This is a genomic window from Dehalobacter sp. 12DCB1 (assembly GCF_004343605.1).
GTDB lineage: Bacteria > Bacillota > Desulfitobacteriia > Desulfitobacteriales > Syntrophobotulaceae > Dehalobacter.
Genome location: NZ_POSF01000020.1, coordinates 1 through 20,355, shown reverse-complemented (window position 1 = coordinate 20,355; position 20,355 = coordinate 1). Strand labels below are relative to the sequence as shown.

Genomic DNA, 20,355 nt, shown 5'->3' with positions numbered 1-20,355 from the left:
ATTAATATTATACTGGCATCGGTAATTAATCAAGAATTGTTAATTCCTTAACAGAATTGGGCCTTTTTTGCGAATACTTGTCAAACGTCTTTAACATTTTTGATTCATGGCGTCACTTTTTTCCCCGTAGTTTATGAAAAAATAGAGCTGTTGCACAACAAATTACTTAAATTGTTGTGCAACAGCCCTGTTTTTGCTTTAAATCAGCCTAATAGAACTGGCTTCTCCTCAATCGCGGCATTTGCAATCAGCACCTGACCGAAAGCAAGACCGCCGTCCCCGGACGGGAGCTTCTGCGGGCAAAGGATTTCTACCCCGATCTCTCCCGCTAAAAACAATAGAATCTCGGTCAACAGCTTATTCTGGAAAACACCGCCTGCAATCGGCAGTTTTTTATTTTTAAGACCAATAAGCATAGCCGTTTCGAGCATCTGACACGCTAAAGAATAGTGAAATCTAAGCGCAGCTTCCCCGGGGTTTTTCTGAAGCAGCACATCGTTGGCAATATCTTTTAAGAGGCTCCCCACTTTTACGTGAAGGACACTGGACTGCGGTTCACCTGAAATCTCCAGACAGGCTGGATATAAAGCGGGATATAAGTCCGGACAAAGACTGCCATCAGTCCTGTCGGCAATTTCGTTATATTTTTCAATAAGTTTTAGGCGTTCTTCTGCACTTGTCTGACCGGATATTCCATGTTGATCCAAGAGAGCCGCCAACGCCTTGACCCGCATTGAAGCCTGCAGCCTTATTATTGGGAATTCGTTCAGCTCTTTTTGAATGCCTGTATTTCCGTCTTCCAGCCATTTCTCGGCCGCACTCTCCAGTTCGATTGCTGCCTGCCCCTCGTATGTCACTTCTGTACAAACTCCCAGTATACCGCTAACCGCGTCAAAAAGGCGTCCTGCGCTGGATGTTTCAAACAGCTGAAATCCGCTTCGAAGCTGGCCATCCAGGATATTCTTTTCCTGAGAAGATAATTTGGCCCAGAGCGGTTCCGTCCGCTGCCATTCTTCTTGCGTCATAAGTTTCTTCAGGTAAGCATAGGCAATCCTGAGCGGATATTTGGCTCCGGCATCGCCGCCGGGCAAGGGCAGGTATTCAAGGTGCGCTTTGCGTTCATAGCCTTCCTGATTTCCGAAAAGATACTCAAAGCCCCAAATCCTGCCGTCCTCGCCATAACCTGTTCCGTCGCAAATCAGGCCGAGCATCGGATCATCCATCCCATGTTCAGCCATCACGCTGGCGAGATGGGCATGATGGTGCTGAACCCGAAATTTCGGGCAATCCATCGACCGGGCAATCCGGGTCGTCGAATATTCCGGATGCATATCATAAGCAGTTTTTTGCGGAATAATGTTTGTTACCTTCTGAAAGGAGTAAAACTCCTGTTCAAAACGTTCCAAATTTTCATATCCATGCATATCTCCAATATATTGGCTCACGAAAGCCATCTTTCCGGAAGCGAGGCAGAAAGCATTTTTCATTTCTCCGCCAAGACCGACAATCGGTGTTTTGATCTCCTGTTTTAAAAACAGCGGCAGCGGTACATAGCCCCTGGCCCTACGGATAAAGGTCATTTGATCCCCGATCATCTGCATAACTGAGTCATCACACGGATGATAAATATCTCTGTTGTTTAGAAGAAAATAATCCGCAATCCCGCTTAGTCCTGCCAACGCTTCCTGATTGTCGTATATTAAAGGCTGGCCACTCAGGTTGGCGCTGGTCATCACCAGATAATCATAGGTCCCCTGAAAGAGCAGATGATGAACCGGTGCGTACGGCAGCATGATACCGAGTGTTTGGAGTCCGGGCGCTGTTTGCGGAGAAATCCGGCTATTCCCATTCTTCTTGCGCGGCAGCAGGACAATCGGTGCAGAGGGGCCGGCCAGCGTCGATTTTTCGAGCTCCGTCATGGTCACCTCTTGGAGGGCGGTTTCAATATTCCTGGCCATGACAGCAAATGGTTTTGCGCCGCGCTCTTTGACCCGGCGCAGTCTGCTGACCGCCTCATGATTGCAGGCATCACAGACAAGATGAAAGCCGCCCAGCCCTTTTACAGCTAAAATAGCGCCTTCCTGCAGTAAGTCGAACCCTATTCCATGGCCGCTGACTTCATTGCCCGTATGATCCAGCAGTTGAAGGGCAGGCCCGCAGACCGCACAAGCAGTCGGCTGAGCATGAAACCGCCTATCCAGCGGATCCATATATTCCTGATGGCATTCCGGGCACATCTGAAAACCCGCCATGGTCGTTTTCTCGCGGTCATAAGGCCGATCCTTGATGATTGTATAGCGCGGACCGCAATTGGTACAATTGATAAACGGATAGAGATAGCGCCGGTCCTTACTGTGAAACATTTCCTGCAGGCAGTCCCTGCATACTGCAACATCCGGGGAGATCAAAACATCCTTATCTTCGGACTCCCTGCTTTCTGTGATCGTGAACTCCCGGTAATGCTGAACCGGGATCTCTGTTATCTCCAGCGAGACGATCGCAGCCAAAGCCGGCTGGTCTGTTCTGATTCTGCAAATAAATTCTTCCACCCGTTCCCCTTCAGCCTGAATTTCGACTCCGCCGCTGAAATTGTTTACCCAGCCTTTAATGTCCAGCTCACGAGCAAGTTTAAAAATAAACGGCCTGAAGCCGACACCCTGAACAATGCCGTTGATCAGAATTTTTACAGCTCTTATCACGTCTTTACCACTCTTCTGTTTGGAATATCATCCTTATTTTTCAATTTTTCTCTCATGGTTATTTGGGAAGATATCCGGTATCGACAAGATGATTGATCAGCTCGTCGGAATCAACATCGGACTTGATAAAACCATTCGCTTTCAGAAATTCAGCCGATTCTTTAAGTTTTTCAATGTCCTGACTGTCAATCGGCATTGTAAAATCAAATTTCGGATATAAAGCAGTTACCGCTTTAAGCTCCATTCCATTGGCGTCAGCCGTCATTCGCAAAGCTTCACCCTGATTTGTCTGTATCCAGTCCAATATCTGCTGATGGATTTCCAGAAAACGCTTTGTTGTTTCAGGGTACTTCTGAATAAACTCTGTTCGCGCGGCGATTACAGCCTGACCCAGGATAAGGCCTTCAGCATTCCGGATCAGGGTGATTTTTTGGGAAGCAATCCCTTTGGTCAGCAGCGGATCGGGAATGACTGCAGCATCTACTTGTTTTTGCAGCAGCGCGTTATAGGCGTCGGTTGAGGCCATGTTAATTATTTGAACATCATTCGCAGATAACCCTGCCTCGGCTAGCGCTTTGATCAGCATTTCATGCAGCATCGTCCCCTGCTGCAATGCGACCTTTTTTCCCTTCAGATCCGCTACGGATGCAATTCCGCCACCTTTGGCTGCAACCAGGCCAATCCCCTTCGGAAACTTGGAATAGCTCGAAAGAATCTTAATATCGTTGCCGTTCGCATTCGAGATGATGGCCGAAACATAATTCAGTGATGTGGCAAAATCAATCGATTTGGCAGCAAGGGCTTCGGTGGTTGCCGGTCCTTCCAATTCGTACCACTTCACCTGGATTTCATCCTTCGCAAATTCGTCTTCAAACATCTTTTTCTCCAGTGCTACAATTGCCGGAGCGTTCAACGGCTTCGTCGAATACGATATGTTAATAACTTTCGGATTTTCCTGCTGTTTGGCTATATTCGGCTGACAGCCTGTCACCGGGATCAGTAGCAATAATGACAATAATACAGTGATAGAAAGTTTAAGATGCTTCTTCATGAATAATCCTCCTCGTATACTTATCGAAAACATTTGATTCGCTTAGCGAATGGCCTCTAGTATAGTTTTCCTCATGTTGATAAATTCTAACCCATCAGGATTTCTTGGATAAGCAAAAGGTACTTCCAAGACCTCTTTGATCGTACCGGGAGACGGCGACATAATCATGATTTTCTGACTGACGGTCAGTGCTTCTTCAATATCATGGGTGACAAGGATAACCGTTTTTCCGGTTTTCTGCCAAAGATCAATGATTTCTTCCTGCATTCTGGCCCTGGTCTGGGCATCAAGGGCCGAAAACGGCTCATCCATCAAGAATACTTTCGGTTTAAAAGTAAGCGCTCGCGCCAAAGAGACCCTTTGGGCCATTCCTCCGGACAGTTCGTAAGGATACGCTTTGCTGAACTGTGTTAACCCTACTAACTGAAGCGAGCTGGCCACAATTTTCTTAACTTCGTCTTGTTTCTCTACTCCTTGGATACCCAGCGCGGTATTTTTTTCAACGGTCAGCCACGGAAAGAGCCGTGGTTCCTGAAATACGACCGCACGCCCATAACCGGGACCGTCAATGTTTTCTCCATCAATCAGTACTTCTCCATTACTCGGCGGTTCTAAGCCGGCAATAATCCGGAGCAGCGTAGTTTTGCCGCACCCACTGGCTCCGACAATACTGACAAATTCTGATTGGTTGCACCGGAAATTGACTTCTTTCAGGGCTTCAATACTTCCCCAGTTGCTGTGGAAAACCTTACCGACATCACGGACTTCGACTAAACCCTTATTCATTTGCGCTCACCTGCTTGATACATCTTTTTCCATGGCATCAGTTTATTTTCAATCTTTCTGAGGAAAAAGTCGATAAGCATCCCGGCAGCTCCGATGGTAAACATCGCGACAAATATCTTATCGGACTGGGCTAATTGCCTGCCTTCAATAATCAGATAGCCTATCCCTGAGGATGCGCCTAGCAGTTCAGCTCCAACCAATGCCCGCCAGCAATTGCTTAACCCCAGCCTCAGACCCACAAAAATTGACATAGCCGCCGAAGGAATATATACCTTTTTGACCATTTCCCACGGAGAAAGCATATAGGCATGGCCAACTTCAATCAGCTTCGGATCTACACTGGTGACACCCTGCACTGTATTCAGGAAAACCGGAAAAAATGAGGCATACACAATGACGGCTACTTTGGAAGCTTCATCAATCCCGAGCAGAAGCATAAAAATCGGGATCCAAGCGATTGGCGGAATCTGCTGCAAAAAATGCAGTGTAGGATTCACCCAATGCCTGAACCCTCTGGCTTTACCTACCAGAATACCCATCGGAACTGCAAAAACAACCGTCAAAAAGAACCCGTACCCCAATCTCCGCAAACTTGCCAGCAGATGTTCTTCCCAAACCCCGGTTGCAAGCATATGCAGAAATGTCTTCAATATCTCACTTGGCGGAGGTAAGATGTAGGTATTAACCAGACTGCTGCGTGCCGCTAATTCCCAAACTGTAATCACGGCTAATGGGAAAACCGCCCCTCTGAGTATATTCACAAGCTTTATCCGATTATGTGGATTTCCATGCCGGTCAGACTTTTTTTCCGTTTTTTCCTGATTGATTTGCATCAAGTGATGTACCTACCCTTAGCTCGAATTAAAGCTGCACTGTTTCCTTGGGAATTAATACTACAACATTCGGAAAGAAAAAGAAAGAGCCTAAGCATTCTACGCATTAGGCTCTTTCTTGATTGTACCCTACTTGCAGAGATATTCGTTAAACTTGCCGCGCTGTGTATAATGCGTGTGCAGCAGTTCATGCGATTTATGGCCATTGGGTTCTTTCAGAAACTCGTCATACAGTTTCATGACATCCTCATTCTCATGAGATTTCCTAAGCTGCTTGCCTTCATCTTCCTTATAAATAGCCTGGAGACGTTTCTGACGGATCTCCGGTGTGGTCGGTCTGGGCTGGCCGCCGCCGCTGATGCAGCCGCCGGGGCATCCCATCACTTCGATAAAGTGGTACGGGGATTCACCTTTGGCAATTTGGTCCAGAAGGATCTTCGCTCCTGCCAGACCACTGGTTACAGCAACTTTTACCGTAACTCCGTCGAGGAACCTATAAGCTTCAACAGGATTCTCGATGATCACATCCGCCGTCTTAATCTGTTCCAAGCCAACGATCGGAGTAACATGGAGCTTGTCAAACGGCAGTTCCCGTCCAGTAACCACTTCGTAAACCGTACGCAAGGCAGCTTCCATAACACCGCCGGTAACACCGAAAATATCGGCAGCACCGGAGGAAAGACCGAGCGGATTGTCAAATTTACTGTCTTCGAGGTTTACAAAATCAATGCCGGCTTCCTTAATCATCTTGGCAAGTTCTCTGGTCGTCAGTACGGCATCAACATTTGGTACGCCATTGTTCTGCATTTCCGGTCTGGAAATTTCGAACTTTTTGGCCGTACAGGGCATGATCGATACGACATACATATCCTTCGGATCAACCTTGATCTTATCGGCATAATAGGACTTCACCAGCGCTCCGAGCATGGTATGCGGGGATTTGCAGGTCGAGAGATGGTCAAGTTCTTCCGGATAGGCATGCTCTACATATTTGATCCAGCCCGGGCTGCAGCTTGTAATCATCGGCAGGGTAGCTTGGCCGCCGGTCAGCGCATTTTTGACCCTGGTCAGGAATTCAGTGCCTTCTTCCATAATGGTCAGGTCAGCAGTGAAGTTCGTGTCGAACACATCGTCGAAGCCAAGTTCTCTCAAAGCAGAAGCCAGTTTGCCGGTAACGAGTGTCCCGGGTTCCAGCCCGAACTCTTCGCCGATTGCAGCCCGAATAGCCGGGGCAACCTGAACAACCACGCGTTTATTGGGATTATTGATCGCCTGCCAGACATCCTGGATCGCATCGGTTTCCTTCAGTGCACCTACCGGGCAGACCACCGTACATTGTCCACAGTAAGCACAGTTTACGGAATTAATCGGCAGATCCATAGCAGGACCGACGACCGTCTTAAATCCACGGTTTTGTGCATTCAAAATACCGACTTGCTGAATTTCGTTGCAGACGGTGATACATCTGCGGCAAAGAATGCATTTAGACATATCGCGGGTAATGGAAGGGGATTTGTCGATGCAGCCGGCTGAACGTTTTCCTTCGAAACGGGCTTCGCCGACGCCAAGCATATTACCCATTTCCTGCAGCTCGCAGCTTTGATTGCGTTCGCAGTTCAGGCAGTCTTTCGGATGGTCCGACAGAATCAGTTCATATAGGACTTTCCGGGCCTTACGGACTTTTTCGGTATTGGTTTTGACAACCATTCCTTCTCTGACCGTAACCATACAGGAAGGCTGAAGGCTCTTAGCGCCTTCGACTTCAACAACGCACAGTCTGCAGGAACCAAACTTATGAACGCCTTCCAAATAGCATAAGTTGGGAATATGAATATTGTTCTGTTTCGCGGCTTCCAGGATGGTCGCGCCCTCTGGAACGGAAACACTTTTGTTGTTAATTTTAAAATTTACCATACCACTTACTTACCTCCTGTCACAGCGTAAACAGCGCATAGATTCTGCAATTGCATTGAGCTTGTGATACCCTTGAACCACTTCGCAGAAGCAGTCTTTTCTCTTTTCCGGATCAAGAACTTCCATTGGAAATCTGGCATGCTCGACAAGTTCGTCCTGATCGGCCGGTGCAGGAATTGCAATTGCTTCGCCTTTGTTTAGTACGCCTTTGCCGCCCAGGTAGAGGTCAATGGAAGATGCCGCCTTCTTACCGTCAGCAATGGCCGTGATCGCGACATCGGAGCCTCTGGCAACGTCACCGCCGGCAAATACGCCATCCATCGTGGTCATCAAGGTGTCTTTATCCGTAATAAAAGTTCCCCACTCTGTTAATTCAACATCATCCATTCCGACAAACGGCAGATCCGAAGACTGGCTGACCGCCGGGATGACCATATCGACCTTCAGGGTGAAATTGGACTCTTCTTCAATTTTTGGTTTTCTTCTGCCGGCAGAATCAAAGCCGCTCACCTTCATTCTGACGCATTCAATTGCTTCGATTTTGTCTTTGCCAATAAAACGGGTCGGGGCAACCAGCGGAAGTATCTCAATGCCTTCTTCAATCATATCGCAGATTTCTCTGGCATCAGCAGGCATATCTTGAATCGTTCTTCTATACAAAACATTGACTTTCTTAGCGCCTAACCTTAAAGCCGTTCTGGCTGCATCAATCGCAGTATTGCCGCCGCCGATAATTGCCACGGTTTCACCGATCTTGACATCCTGTCCGAGGTTCACATTGCGCAGGAAATTCAAGCCGTGAACAACCCCCTCGAGGTCTTCGCCCGGGATATTGATCTTGTTGGACAGCTGGGTTCCTGTTGCAATATAAATGGAATGATGTTTTTTGCGCAGCCCGGCGAAACTGACGTCATTGCCTACTTCGGTATTCAGATGGATCTTGACGCCGACTTGCTCAATCAGTTTGATTTCATGCTTGAGCACGTCTTTGGGCAGCCTGTATTCCGGAATACCAAATGCAAGTAGGCCTCCGGCCACAGGCGCTGCTTCATAAATATCGACCTCATAGCCGAGTCTTGCCAGGTAATAGCCGCAAGTCAAGCCTGAAGGACCTGCGCCAATAATGCCGACGCTCTTGCCGTTTTTCGGGAAGACAATGTCTTTCGTGGATTCTTCTTCATGCTTGAACGCATAATCCGCCACGAACCGTTTCAGATCGGAAATCGAGATCGCTTCGTCCAGCTGCGCCCTGCGGCATTTGCTTTCGCACGGGTGCGTGCAAATTCTTCCGCAAATAGCCGGAAACGGATTTTCCTGTCTGATAAGGTTGTAAGCATCGATATATCTTCCTGCCGAGATCAAACCCATATATCCGGGTACATTGACGCTTGCCGGGCAGGCATTCTCACACGGCGAAAGGAACAGGTCCGAACATACGCCGGCACGGCAGTATTTGTTCTTGATATGCTCTTCGTATTCGTCACGGAAATACCGGATGGTGCTCAAAACTGGATTTGGAGCCGTCTGGCCCAAGCCGCACATGGCGGTTTCTTTGATCTGAGCGCCGAGCTCTTCAAGAAGCTCGATATCGCCTTCCTGGCCTTCTCCCTTGGTAATGCGTTCCAGGATCTCGAGCATTCTCTTGGTTCCGACACGGCACGGAACGCATTTTCCGCAGGACTCATCCTGGATGAAATCCATGAAGTACCTGGCGGTATCGACCATACAGGTATCCTCATTCATCACGACCAGTCCGCCGGATCCCATAATGGCACCGATTTTGCTGATATTTTCATAATCCATCGGCGTATTCAGATATTCTTTTGTGATACAGCCGCCGGAAGGGCCGCCGGCCTGGGCAGCCTTAAAGTTTTTGCCTCCGGGAATGCCTCCGCCGATATTAAACAGAATATTGCCGAGGCTCATGCCCATCGGGACTTCGACGATACCGGTATTGACGATATCTCCGGCCAGCGCGAAGACCTTGGTGCCTTTGCTCTTTTCGGTGCCAAACTGCGCATACCAGTCCGAACCCTTCAGAATGATCGGAGGAATGCAGGCAAGGGTTTCTACGTTGTTGATAATGGTCGGTTTACCAAACAAGCCGCGTTCAAACGGGAACGGCGGTTTTTGTTTGGGTTCTCCGCGTTTGCCTTCGATCGAAGCCATCAGAGATGTTTCTTCACCGCAGACAAAAGCGCCTGCGCCAATACGGATTTCCAGGTTAAACTCGAAATCTGAACCAAACAGTTTCGTTCCGAGCAGGCCGCACTGGCGGGCTTCTTCAATCGCGGCACCTAGACGTTCAACAGCAATCGGATACTCCGCCCGGATATAGACATAGCCCATGCTTGCACCAATCGCATAACCACCGAGCATCATCCCTTCAATGACACTGTGCGGGTCACCTTCGATGACGCTTCTGTCCATGAACGCACCAGGGTCTCCTTCGTCAGCATTGCAGACCATGAATTTCTGATCGCTCGTTGATTTCATTCCAGCTTCCCATTTGATACCTGTCGGGAACCCGGCACCGCCGCGGCCCCTGATGCCGGACTTTTTAACTTCATCGACAACATCCTGCTGCTTCATGCTGTTCACGGCTTTGGCAATCGAATAATAGCCGTCTTTGGCAATATAAGCGTCAATCGAAGCGTATTCGATCTGACCGCAGTTTCTGAGCGCTATTTTGACCTGGTCTTTGAAAAAATCGATATCCTTAATATTGGGAACGTGTTTGCCAAGCGTTTGATCGTAAAATGTATACTTTTCCAGCACCGTACCGTTGATAATGTGGGATTTTACGATCTCGGCCATTTTTTCGGGATTAACATCCGTATAAAAAGTTTCATCAGGTAGAATAAGAAGGACAGGACCGACAGCACAAGTCCCCATACAGCCTGTCTCACTAACTGCAACCTTATCCTGAAGCTCGTATTCTTCCAGATATTTCACAAGCGCAGCGGATACTTCACCGCAGTTGGAGGATACACAACCTGCGCCTCCGCATACAAGGATTTGATAATTATACTTGGACAGTTGTTCACTGTATTCCTTTTTAATTTGATCCAAATCAGCAACACGATTGATTTTCATGCGCTTTATTTCACCTCCAGCCCTACCTTAATTTCTATATTTGTTCAGGATACTATCAAGCTTATCCGGGTTAACCTGCTTATACACAACATCGTCGATCATCATCGCTGGAGCCAGTCCACAGGCACCGATACAACGGGCTACCTCAAAAGTGAAGAGCCTGTCTTTCGTTGTTCCGCCAATTTCTATATCGAGAATCTGTTCCAGACGGTCAATAATTTTCTTGCCACCCCTGACATAGCAAGCCGTTCCAAGGCAAACACGGATAATGTGCTTTCCTCTGGGCTGGGTCGAAAAGAAAGAGTAAAAAGTAACAACGCCCGATACCTCCGACAGAGGCATGTTCATGCTTTCTGCAATAAATCTCTGGATTTCCAGAGGCAAATATCCATAAATATTCTGAGCCATATGAAGTACTTGAATCAGACTTCCTTCTCTATTCTTGTATTTTTCGATCACTTCAGCAATCATGTCCAATTTTTGCTGGTCAGTTTCTTCACTACAGCAGCATTGACAATTTTTAACTTTGTTGCTCATTGTTTACCTCCTTAGGTAACTTTTTGTGTTCAAATTCACAACCAGTGTCCAAAAAAAAGAATCCCTCCCTACATTTTAAAGAAAACTTGGTTGGCGTCGAGCCTTTGGCGGTCTAGATATATCAAAAAGTACGTATAACTTTTAATATATCCATACAAATTTGTTCCAAGTACTAACGATCACAAACTAAAGAATAAAAAATATCGCCCCCTATATAGAAACTTATCTATGGTATAACACAAACTGTGCTAACCCTCCAATGGAATCATTCAAGGTCTCATACCTTCACGCACGGATCATCAAAACGGGTAAAAAGAAATATCTCAAAGCCGTTCCGGTACATTAAAAAGTATGCAGCGATAACACAAATATATCAAAAACAACCTCAATATTTACTTCGGAATCCTAAATATTCACCAGAATGAATATAGAATATCTCTTGAAGAATTATAGCACCCGCCAGATTTGACCGCAACACAAAGATACACGAAGAAATCTATAAGCATTCATACCAGAACTTGGAGTATCTATATATTCCCCTAAATCTGGTCTGCGTGCCACAAATCCAGCGTCAAGCCTATTCGACAATATGGCCGTTCCCATAAACAATATATTTGATCGTCGTCAGTTCCGGCAAAGCCATCGGACCGCGGGCATGCAGCTTTTGCGTGCTGATGCCAATTTCAGCGCCAAAACCGAACCTACCGCCATCGGTAAAACGTGTTGAAGCATTGACATAAACTGCAGCTGCATCGATTTCATTTAAAAAACGTTGGGAGGCGGTGTAGTTTTCAGTAATGATTGTCTCAGAATGCTTCGTGCTATACGTATAAATATGGTCCAATGCTTCATCGATACTGTTGACAACCTTAACGCTGATGATCAGATCAAGGTACTCCGTCGACCAATCTTTTTCCGTTGCCGGAACAGCATAATCCAAAATCTTTCTGACTCTTTCACAGCCGCGGATTTCAACGCCGTACGCTTTAAATTTTCTTCCGATCATTGGCAGGTACTCTTCCGCTACCGCCTCATGAACGAGTAAGGTTTCCAGTGCATTGCAAACGCCGGGTTTCTGCGTTTTGGCGTTAAAGACCACCGATACTGCCTTTTCATAATCAGCATCGAGATCAACATAGGCATGACAGACCCCTGTACCGGTCTCAATCACTGGAACGGTGGAATTTTCAACCACTGTCTGGATCAGTCCTGCCCCGCCCCGCGGAATGATCACATCAATATATTTATTCATGCGCATCAGCTGCAGGGCATACTCTCTATCCGTCTTCTGTATAAGCTGAATCGCACCTTCCTGAATTCCACTCTGTTCAGCAGCTTCAGCGATCACCCTAGCCAGTACTTTATTGCTTTCAATCGCTTCCGAACCTCCGCGTAAGATGCAGGCATTACCAGATTTTAAACACAGTGCCGCTGCGTCCACTGTCACATTCGGCCGGGCTTCATAAATCATTGCCACAACACCGAGCGGGACCATCGTCTTCTGAATCACCAGACCGTTCGGCCTTTTCCATAGTTCTCCGCCGCCGACAGGATCGGGCAGACCGACCACTTCCTTGATCGCATTGCTGATATCCGAAATCCCGGCGCTGGTAAGACGGAGACGGTTGATCAAGCTTTTTTTAAGTCCTTTTTTCTCTGCCGCCGCAACATCCAGCGCATTGGCTTCCAGAATTGCATCCTCGTTGTCAAGAAGCGCCTGGGCCATTGCGAGTAAGGCTTTATTCTTTGTCTCCGTGCCCGTAAAAGCCAGTTTGCGTGCCGCATTTTTGGCCCGCTGGCCAATCATTACAAGGTCTTCAGCAAATTCCATCATCACAACCTCCAGTCAATCTCTCCAATAATTAAAAATACTCGATTGCTAAATATATTTTTATGATCTCTCGTAAATCCGATAATATCTTTTCATCATACCAACAAAATTAAATATTCCTATCAGTATTCCTGCGTAATCGTTAGGTTATCCCTATGAACCAGTTCCTCTGCTTTAATCCCGGAAATCAGCCTGCGTATTTCCTCAGAGTGAAGTCCTTTGACTTTCTCCGTCTCTTCACTGCTGAATTCCACAATCCCGCGGGCAATTTCTTCTCCGCGGTTATTCACAACTTTAATCAGGTCTTTGCGCTCCCAGAATCCTTCGATTCCGGTTACTCCGGAAGCAAGCAGGCTTTTGCCGTCATGAAGCAAGGCTTTCTCGGCACCGGCGTCGATGATGACCGTGCCCATTGATAATGCCGCATACGCCATCCAGCGTTTCTTTCCGTTTAGTTTATGTTTTAACGGCGGAAAATAGGTTCCTACCGGATAATTACCTTCAGTAATGTCTTTGATTTGGGCAATTCTTGTCGCATTCATCAGAAATGTCGGCGTTCCAAACCGGGTTGCCATTTCGGCGGCCTTTAATTTCGTAATCATACCGCCAGTCCCCACCGCAGAACCCGAACCCTCGGCCAGACCTTTGACCTCCGCCACGTTTTGAACTTGCGGAATCAGAACAGCGTCAGAATGATCGACAGGGTTCGCTGTAAACAAACCGTCGACATCCGTCAGCAGAACCAGCAGATCTGCATTGACCATTCCTGCCACCAGCGCGGATAACCTGTCATTATCCCCGAAGCATAATTCTTCAAAAACTACGGTATCATTTTCATTGATGACCGGAATAATTCCGAAGTTCAGCAGTTTTTCCAAGGTGTTCCTCGCATTTCGGTAATGTTCGGCTTCAACCAAGTCGATCCGGGAAAGAAGGATCTGGGCACAACTCATGCCATATTTCTCAAAATAGTACGAATACCTTTCAATCAATATTCCCTGCCCAACAGCCGCTGTGGCTTGCTTGCCGACAATATCCTTCGGACGTTCCTTCAGCTTCATCTTGGCCATCCCGGCAGCAACAGCACCGGAGGTAACTAGGATGCAGTCTGTTCCCTGCTTTCTCAGCTCAGCAATGACTGCGGCCAGCTGGTCGATGACGGTTTCATCAATGCCGCCTTGCGGCAGGCTTAAGCTGTTGCTGCCTATTTTTAATACTGCCCTTTTCAGGGTATTCATTCAAACATACTCTCCTTCCATCTCCTCAGCCCGTTTGGCACACGCCTCCATAGCCTGATAGACAATATCTGCCAGACCGGCTTGCCGGAAGCTCTCCAGTGCGGCGTAGGTCGTTCCGTTCGGTGATGTAACAGCTTCTCTTAATTCCAGCGAAGTTTTGCCGCTCTCAGCAATCATTTTCCCTGCGCCAACCATGGTTTCCGCGGCCAGAAATTCAGCTTCGTCCCTCGTCAGGCCAAGCTTTTCACCAGCCAGCGCCATCAGTTCCGTAAAAAAATAGAAATAAGCCGGGCCGCTGCCGCTGACGGCAGTCAGCGCATTCATTTTACTATCGTCAATCCACAGGAATTTTCCCAAAACAGCAAAGATCGTTTCAGCCGTCTTTGCCTGTCCGTCGGTAACACAGCATCCTCTGGCCAACCCGGATACAGCCTGCAGTACTGCACTGGACGTGTTAGGCATGACCCTTACCACGGCGATGCCGGGAAGTTCCTGTTCGTAAACAGACAGCCCTATCCCTGCTACTACCGTAATAATAAGCTTTCCTGCAAGATTGAACTGAGCAAGCTGGTCAAGAAGACCTTTAATATCTTTTGGCTTTACTGCTAGGAAAATAACATCTGATCCCTGAATGGTTTCAGTAAAAGAAGCGCTCGCAACACCATACGTTTGGGCCAGGAGTTCCGCTTTCTCCTGAAATACATCATAGGCCATGATCCGGAAATCCGTGTCCTGCTGAGATAACCCCTTAATCACGGACGAAGCCAGATTGCCTGTTCCAATAAATCCGATCGTTTGCATATTTACACGCCCCATTCTATCCTTAATTTCTAATTTTTAATATTCTGACCATTTTTCCCTGTAAGTTTTTCCCTTAATATTTTCCAAATCATTTTGATTCATTTAAGAATACTTTCCGCAGAAAAAAATAAAAACTTCTCTGTCCATCTAAGGACGAAAGAAGTATATCTTCCGCGGTACCACCTTAATTGCGCATACGCCGCTTCAAGCTCAGATAACGGTGAGACAGCCGTAGGATTATTCATTCTCACTTCACAACTGGGGTTCTGTTAACTATCAAGGGAACTTCCAGCTTTGTACACGCGCGTACGCAGTTCCCCTCTCTGTATGACCCGTTAACATACTGGGTTGATCATCAGCTTTAATTTTCCAATTCACTATTTATTCTAGCACAAAAAATACCCGGGAACAACCTGAATATTCGATGATATATGACCCAAAAGACTGGCTGAATGTTTGGTTGTCTGATAGATTTCAGGATAATATTCGGATGAAACAAGTTGATTTAGAATAGACCAGCTACCCCTGCTGCCAACACGAACACGGCGAATATCATTCTGTAGATCGCAAAAATCCGCATCGGTTTTCTTTGTAAATATGAAATGAATTTCTGGATGACGATGACTGCAACCAGGAAGGATACAATGAAGCCGACAGCCAATGACAAGATTTCTTGTGAAGTCAGAATAGCCAGACCACCAATTTTAACAACCTTCAGCAGGCTCATCCCAATCATCACCGGAATCGCTAGGAAGAACGAAAATTCCGTGGCAGCCACCGTCGGCAACCCGGCAACCCATCCGCCGATAATCGTCGATGCCGAACGGGACATCCCCGGAATAACAGCCAAACATTGAAATAAGCCGATCATAACCGCTTGTCTTGGAGAAACATTCAAGTCCCGGTCCCGTCCAACCGGTGCCTTTGTTCTAAGCCTATTCTCAGCATAGATCATCAGGATTGCACCGAGGAAAAGTGTTATCGCCACAGGGATCGGAAAAAACAGGTATTTTTCCGCGGTATTGTCAAACAGAATCCCGATCGTAGCGCCCGGAATACACGCCAGCACAATCATCAGCCAGAATTTCAGTCCGGATTCCTGATAGCTGACCCTTGACGGGAAGAAATCCACCAGTGTTTGTTTGATCTTCTTCCAATAAAGTACAATGACCGCCAAAATCGCTCCAAGCTGAATCACATAGGTATACATCTCTACATAATGCTGATTCGTTCCTTGAAACCCGATTAGATTTTGAAAAATAATCAAATGGCCTGTCGATGAGACCGGCAGAAACTCCGTGATCCCTTCCACGATGCCTAAAATAATCGATTGAATAATAAATTGAATGGTTGCCATACTGTCTCCTTATCTATTGTCTTGATTTATGTATTCCCTTTTTTCTTACCTGGTCTATTTTGGCACTTGTACAGGCTGTCTGTCAATCTTATAATTAGAGCTATAGCCAGGTTCTTGATACGGTAACACATGGTTATGCGAAGGACCGTGCTACAAAGAATTGCTTGTAAAATAATTTTTTAGTATTCTATTGAGGTTATCATTTTTGGCTTCCTTAGCTTTTTCGGCTATTTGTTGTGCATCAAAGAATCTTATCGTGTACTTTTTTGTCGAACCTGCAGCTTTTTGAAGCTTATCTATTGCAGATTGCTCAAATCCTCCTGTTGACCATAACTCAAATATCAAATCTTTATGAGTAAATTCATCCTGACTTAATGCCCATTTTCTAATAGTAGGTATATTATCACTTAACCATTTAGAAACATACTCTTCATCGAGTGGATAACTATACCCCTTACACTCTACGAATCTAGCCTCGGTTGGATACTTTACATATACATCTATTTCTTTACTTTTCCCACTTTCGCGTTCTGTGATCAATTTGTTAATTTCTAAATAAGGTGCTAACTGAGAATAATAATACCCGACTGCTAATTCAAATACATCACCTTTAAGATTGGATGCTTTTCCCTCTAGCTTAGAAAGTGCTTCTATAAATTCAAAATATTTATCCGGATTTTTTGTTATGACTGCTGAAGCATTCTCTACGATGGAAACAAGGGCTCTGAGTGTTTCTAAATATTGATTCCCGAATAGCTTATCAATAAACCCCAATACTACACCTGCAGATTTCAGTCTTGAAAAAGCATTTTCTTCTATACCCTCGACTATAAGTACCGGTATGAAGGGAGAATGCTTCTTACTTTGACTAATAACATTCACTTTTGCAAGAAAATACTCTATATCCTCTTCCAAAAGTTTTTTACCCAAAACCACGTCTGCAACAACAAACCCAGGCTTACTGCCCTTTTGCAGTCCATTAATATATGATGGAGCTGTGAAACTCCACTGAAATTTATGAAATTCTGGCATTTGTTCAATCATCCTACCAGAATTATATGCGACTAGATTAATCTTTCGGGACCAGTCATAGAAATCATTCATAATATTTTTCTTTGCAATATTTAGAGCTTTAAAACGTGTGTAGCTTTGTGGAATATCTACAGAAGGATTTAATTGAAATAAACCGTCACCATTGTCTAATAACAAATTAATATATAGTAAATCTTTGATTATGGAATCAGCTGGTTTGTGGCCTTTAAGCGGCTGAACTGGAGAACATGTATAAGTTGCAATTTCGTTTGTAAGAATATAACCGTAATTGTTTAATACAGCTTTTATAAAATAATAATAAGCCTTCGAATTTAGCCTAAGATATTGTAGAAGTTTTTCAAAAAAGATATCACTAGAAAAATGGGAATCTAAGTACAGATACTTTTGGTTATTATCGAAGGTAACGTTCTTCAACTTTCTGATTGGTGCAGACGCCCGGGAAATTTCTTTACGAGCTGCTTCCCTAGAAATTGAGAATTGATTAACTAATTCATTAGCCAGTGACCCAGACAATAATGGGCCCTTATTTTCAAGAATATTGCTTATCCTAGACATGCTTTCACTCCTTTAATAGCTTGTCACACCTCACTATTTATAACATATAACTTATAGTTGAAGGTCACAAATTTTTATTTTCGAAACTGGCTTGTACCAAGGACTTGTAAGCTCAAAGATATACTTACTGTCACACGTCATTTTTATGGTCTTTCGCATAACGTTCAGCCGTTCCCGAAGCGTCATACTTCATTCATCTATTCTAAGTTTTGAGAACGGCTTGTTCAACGACGTATCGTGCCCCGTAATTCAGACAGTGCCCGGATGACGCTGCCTTAAATAGGTTAGCAATCAGCACCAGCATTACAAATAACAATTTATCTAAAGCTTTATAATTATGTATCTAGGAAAATACTCACTCTATATATGGAGTTTTGCATACCAAACAAAAAGCTCTATGTACGCAAACAATATTGCCACATTCTTTGCAAGTCCATTTATTTTCCTCATTCCGCAAAAATGAATCAATGCCAGATTGATTTATTTGCTCAAGGTTTTCAAGCATGCTCATGTGATATTTTGTTCGATATCGCTTATCTAACTGTTTTAACCTCCGGCAAGGGTATTTATCGCATTCAAAGCAAAATCCTGATTCATTGCTTTGAATTACAGAACAGTTCTTGATTATGCAACTGACGCTACCTTTTGTTTTATACCTAATATCTATCTCATTACGACATCCTTTGCAATGATTTTTCTTCCTTTGGTTACCTAAGCAAAGTCTGCAATTCATACCACAAGGAGCAATCAGTTCTTCTTTTATTTTGTTCATCTTATACCTCGCACCTCAAAATATATATCATAACATCGCGTTATTTTACTGTTACTAAAAATCCAACTGCTGCAAAGAAATACCTATGATCCATTTCCTCCACGCCAGGACGGCGCGGTCTTTGCATGATATGTCGTAGAACGTCCAGGAATCCCCGACGCGCCCTACTGCATGCATCATCCTCCAAGTGTCGGAAAATCCGTGTTAGGCGATGGACCATGTCCCCCAGATTCAGAGACGACCATGGAGGGGCGTCCCTTGAACTTCCTCAACAACTGTATTTATGCACAAAATAAGAATGATGTACCCTAACTTCAACAACGAATTATGTATATATCTCAAAGATAAATTGGAATTTATCCTTATGCCACAAAAGAAAACTCACTGTATAATTGAATGGCTGTAAATATAAAATTCTTCCTGGCTTGGCTGGTATTTTTTCTCCAATCGTTCCAAACCCTCGTCAAAGCGCCCGGCTTCTTGTTCGTCTATCTCAAATACAGGACTTTGATAGTAAAACCATTTCCTTCCGTCCAAGACATCTGGTTTGAGTTCTTTTACCATCATTGCCGTCGGATATGTTCCATTCTCAAGACAGACATTGTACTTTTTACAGCTCTTAAAACCACGGCTTACATAATTACCCGGGTTTCCAAATATTACGATCACATCATAACCAAGTGCGACCGCCTGTTCAAAGGAATACTCCATTAGCTTTTTTCCATACTCGTTTCTCTGATATTCCGGCAAAATGCAAACCGGACCGAAAGTAAGGATGTCTTTTTCTTCCCCGGATTCATCAATTAGTTTTGTTTTCGTATACATGATATTCCCGATGATTTGATTATCAACTTCAATCACAAAATCCAGCTCCGGAAGAAAATCTTTGTGGAATCGCATAACATGAACCAAATAATGTTCAACGCACCCCGGGTTATATAAATTCCAAAAAGCTTTCCTTGTGATTTCTTCCACTTTCTCAAAATCTGTTTCTTCTTCATTCCTAATCTTAATCATTTTGTTCATTTACAAACCTCCCTTAATTTGCCTAAGACCAATATTTGTGCTTTTCATTATGGCTATCCGCTCAATAAATAATCCTGTTTATCTGTACTTCATAACATCCTACACATGTGCAACAATCTAATCATTTATTTGTCATTTTCCAATCCGTGCATGGATGCGCGGTTCCCTGCATGGTCTTTCGCCTAACGTCCTGCGTATTCCCGAAGTCTGGTTACTACATTCATTCTTCTCAGATTTTGGGAATACGCTGTTATACGATGCCACGGCAAAGAATTACCCTAACATTAATTCCAAATTACTTTGGCACAGTAAAAATACAGGTTTTAACGCCTCTATTGTCTGTAAGATAATAGTTAATGCCATCTTCATTTTCTTCTCTACTTGCTTTTTCAATCTCGGGGTTAACTCCAGCAAGTATATCTTTAGAGTCATCATCTGAAGGTCTTGCAAATGAATAACTTAATAGCTTCCCATCAAATTCAATAATATACATTGCAGGGTTATTCTTGATATTATACTTATCAATTTGAACTTTTGTCTTCTCTCCTCTATTAATACTATCTATGAACTTATCAAGTTTATCGATATTATAAATTTTACTTCCTGATACAACTACATCGCCATTCTCTATAGCTTTATTAGAACTATAATATGGGAAAAGAGCCGAGCAAGCTGTTAAAGACATAATCAAATACACGAATAATAATGAGAAAAACGTAAACCTCTTCACAATTTCTTACCACCTTGTAACTAATTCTAAAATACTTTCTTAAAAACCATTAGGACCCAGTGGTTTCGTATAACGG

Annotated in this window: 15 protein-coding genes; all 15 read right to left on the bottom strand. The window is 44.8% G+C overall.

Features of this window, described 5'->3' with window-relative positions:
- Positions 1–203: 203 nt before the first annotated feature.
- Positions 204–2,699: a carbamoyltransferase HypF gene (gene hypF / locus C1I38_RS13140; RefSeq protein WP_119776704.1), complete on the bottom strand. Its 2,496-nt coding sequence runs from the start codon at positions 2,697–2,699 to the stop codon at positions 204–206.
- Between the two features lie 58 nt (positions 2,700–2,757).
- Positions 2,758–3,750 carry an aliphatic sulfonate ABC transporter substrate-binding protein gene (locus C1I38_RS13135; RefSeq protein ID WP_119776706.1) on the bottom strand — a complete coding sequence of 331 codons (993 nt, stop codon included), beginning with the start codon at positions 3,748–3,750 and terminating at the stop codon, positions 2,758–2,760.
- Between the two features lie 42 nt (positions 3,751–3,792).
- Positions 3,793–4,536 carry an ABC transporter ATP-binding protein gene (locus C1I38_RS13130; protein WP_119776708.1) on the bottom strand — a complete coding sequence of 248 codons (744 nt, stop codon included), beginning with the start codon at positions 4,534–4,536 and terminating at the stop codon, positions 3,793–3,795.
- A complete protein-coding gene (locus C1I38_RS13125; protein WP_119776710.1) occupies positions 4,533–5,369 on the bottom strand; it encodes an ABC transporter permease in 837 nt (278 codons plus the stop codon). Before C1I38_RS13125 ends, C1I38_RS13130 begins: the two co-directional genes overlap by 4 nt.
- 129 nt (positions 5,370–5,498) lie before the next feature.
- Positions 5,499–7,283, bottom strand: a complete 1,785-nt coding sequence (locus C1I38_RS13120; RefSeq protein ID WP_131930085.1) for an NADH-dependent [FeFe] hydrogenase, group A6 — start codon at positions 7,281–7,283, stop codon at positions 5,499–5,501.
- A 9-nt stretch (positions 7,284–7,292) separates the two neighbouring features.
- Complete coding sequence (gene nuoF / locus C1I38_RS13115) at positions 7,293–10,379, bottom strand: NADH-quinone oxidoreductase subunit NuoF (RefSeq protein ID WP_119776714.1); 3,087 nt, start codon at positions 10,377–10,379, stop codon at positions 7,293–7,295.
- Positions 10,380–10,406: 27 nt separating this feature from the next.
- Positions 10,407–10,916, bottom strand: coding sequence for an NADH-quinone oxidoreductase subunit NuoE (nuoE, locus tag C1I38_RS13110; protein WP_119776715.1), 510 nt, complete (start codon positions 10,914–10,916; stop codon positions 10,407–10,409).
- Between the two features lie 577 nt (positions 10,917–11,493).
- Positions 11,494–12,747, bottom strand: a complete 1,254-nt coding sequence (locus C1I38_RS13105) for a glutamate-5-semialdehyde dehydrogenase (protein ID WP_119776717.1) — start codon at positions 12,745–12,747, stop codon at positions 11,494–11,496.
- A gap of 122 nt (positions 12,748–12,869) precedes the next feature.
- On the bottom strand, positions 12,870–13,985 hold the full coding sequence (proB, locus tag C1I38_RS13100; RefSeq protein WP_119776718.1) for a glutamate 5-kinase: 1,116 nt from the start codon (positions 13,983–13,985) through the stop codon (positions 12,870–12,872).
- Positions 13,986–14,786: a pyrroline-5-carboxylate reductase gene (gene proC / locus C1I38_RS13095; protein WP_119776719.1), complete on the bottom strand. Its 801-nt coding sequence runs from the start codon at positions 14,784–14,786 to the stop codon at positions 13,986–13,988.
- Positions 14,787–15,291: 505 nt separating this feature from the next.
- Positions 15,292–16,143 (bottom strand): undecaprenyl-diphosphate phosphatase, encoded by an 852-nt coding sequence (locus C1I38_RS13090; RefSeq protein WP_119776720.1) that lies wholly within the window; start codon positions 16,141–16,143, stop codon positions 15,292–15,294.
- Between the two features lie 150 nt (positions 16,144–16,293).
- Entirely contained in the window at positions 16,294–17,751 is a 1,458-nt protein-coding gene (locus tag C1I38_RS13085; protein ID WP_119776721.1) for a hypothetical protein, read from the bottom strand.
- Between the two features lie 355 nt (positions 17,752–18,106).
- Complete coding sequence (locus C1I38_RS13080) at positions 18,107–18,523, bottom strand: DUF3795 domain-containing protein (protein ID WP_119776722.1); 417 nt, start codon at positions 18,521–18,523, stop codon at positions 18,107–18,109.
- Between the two features lie 381 nt (positions 18,524–18,904).
- Positions 18,905–19,549: an N-acetyltransferase gene (locus C1I38_RS13075; protein ID WP_119776724.1), complete on the bottom strand. Its 645-nt coding sequence runs from the start codon at positions 19,547–19,549 to the stop codon at positions 18,905–18,907.
- A gap of 295 nt (positions 19,550–19,844) precedes the next feature.
- The gene (locus tag C1I38_RS13070) at positions 19,845–20,279 is read right to left on the bottom strand and encodes a DUF4362 domain-containing protein (RefSeq protein ID WP_207668624.1); all 435 of its coding nucleotides are present in this window, start codon (positions 20,277–20,279) and stop codon (positions 19,845–19,847) included.
- Positions 20,280–20,355: the final 76 nt, after the last annotated feature.

Coding starts and splice junctions, on each gene's coding strand:
- C1I38_RS13120 (WP_131930085.1), bottom strand. CDS start 7,283: ATGGTAAATTTTAAAATTAACAACAAAAGTGTTTCCGTTCCAGAGGGC.
- nuoF (WP_119776714.1), bottom strand. CDS start 10,379: ATGAAAATCAATCGTGTTGCTGATTTGGATCAAATTAAAAAGGAATAC.
- C1I38_RS13090 (WP_119776720.1), bottom strand. CDS start 16,143: ATGGCAACCATTCAATTTATTATTCAATCGATTATTTTAGGCATCGTG.
- C1I38_RS13125 (WP_119776710.1), bottom strand. CDS start 5,369: ATGCAAATCAATCAGGAAAAAACGGAAAAAAAGTCTGACCGGCATGGA.
- nuoE (WP_119776715.1), bottom strand. CDS start 10,916: ATGAGCAACAAAGTTAAAAATTGTCAATGCTGCTGTAGTGAAGAAACT.
- C1I38_RS13135 (WP_119776706.1), bottom strand. CDS start 3,750: ATGAAGAAGCATCTTAAACTTTCTATCACTGTATTATTGTCATTATTG.
- C1I38_RS13085 (WP_119776721.1), bottom strand. CDS start 17,751: ATGTCTAGGATAAGCAATATTCTTGAAAATAAGGGCCCATTATTGTCT.
- C1I38_RS13080 (WP_119776722.1), bottom strand. CDS start 18,523: ATGAACAAAATAAAAGAAGAACTGATTGCTCCTTGTGGTATGAATTGC.
- proB (WP_119776718.1), bottom strand. CDS start 13,985: ATGAATACCCTGAAAAGGGCAGTATTAAAAATAGGCAGCAACAGCTTA.
- C1I38_RS13075 (WP_119776724.1), bottom strand. CDS start 19,549: ATGAACAAAATGATTAAGATTAGGAATGAAGAAGAAACAGATTTTGAG.
- C1I38_RS13105 (WP_119776717.1), bottom strand. CDS start 12,747: ATGGAATTTGCTGAAGACCTTGTAATGATTGGCCAGCGGGCCAAAAAT.
- proC (WP_119776719.1), bottom strand. CDS start 14,786: ATGCAAACGATCGGATTTATTGGAACAGGCAATCTGGCTTCGTCCGTG.
- C1I38_RS13130 (WP_119776708.1), bottom strand. CDS start 4,536: ATGAATAAGGGTTTAGTCGAAGTCCGTGATGTCGGTAAGGTTTTCCAC.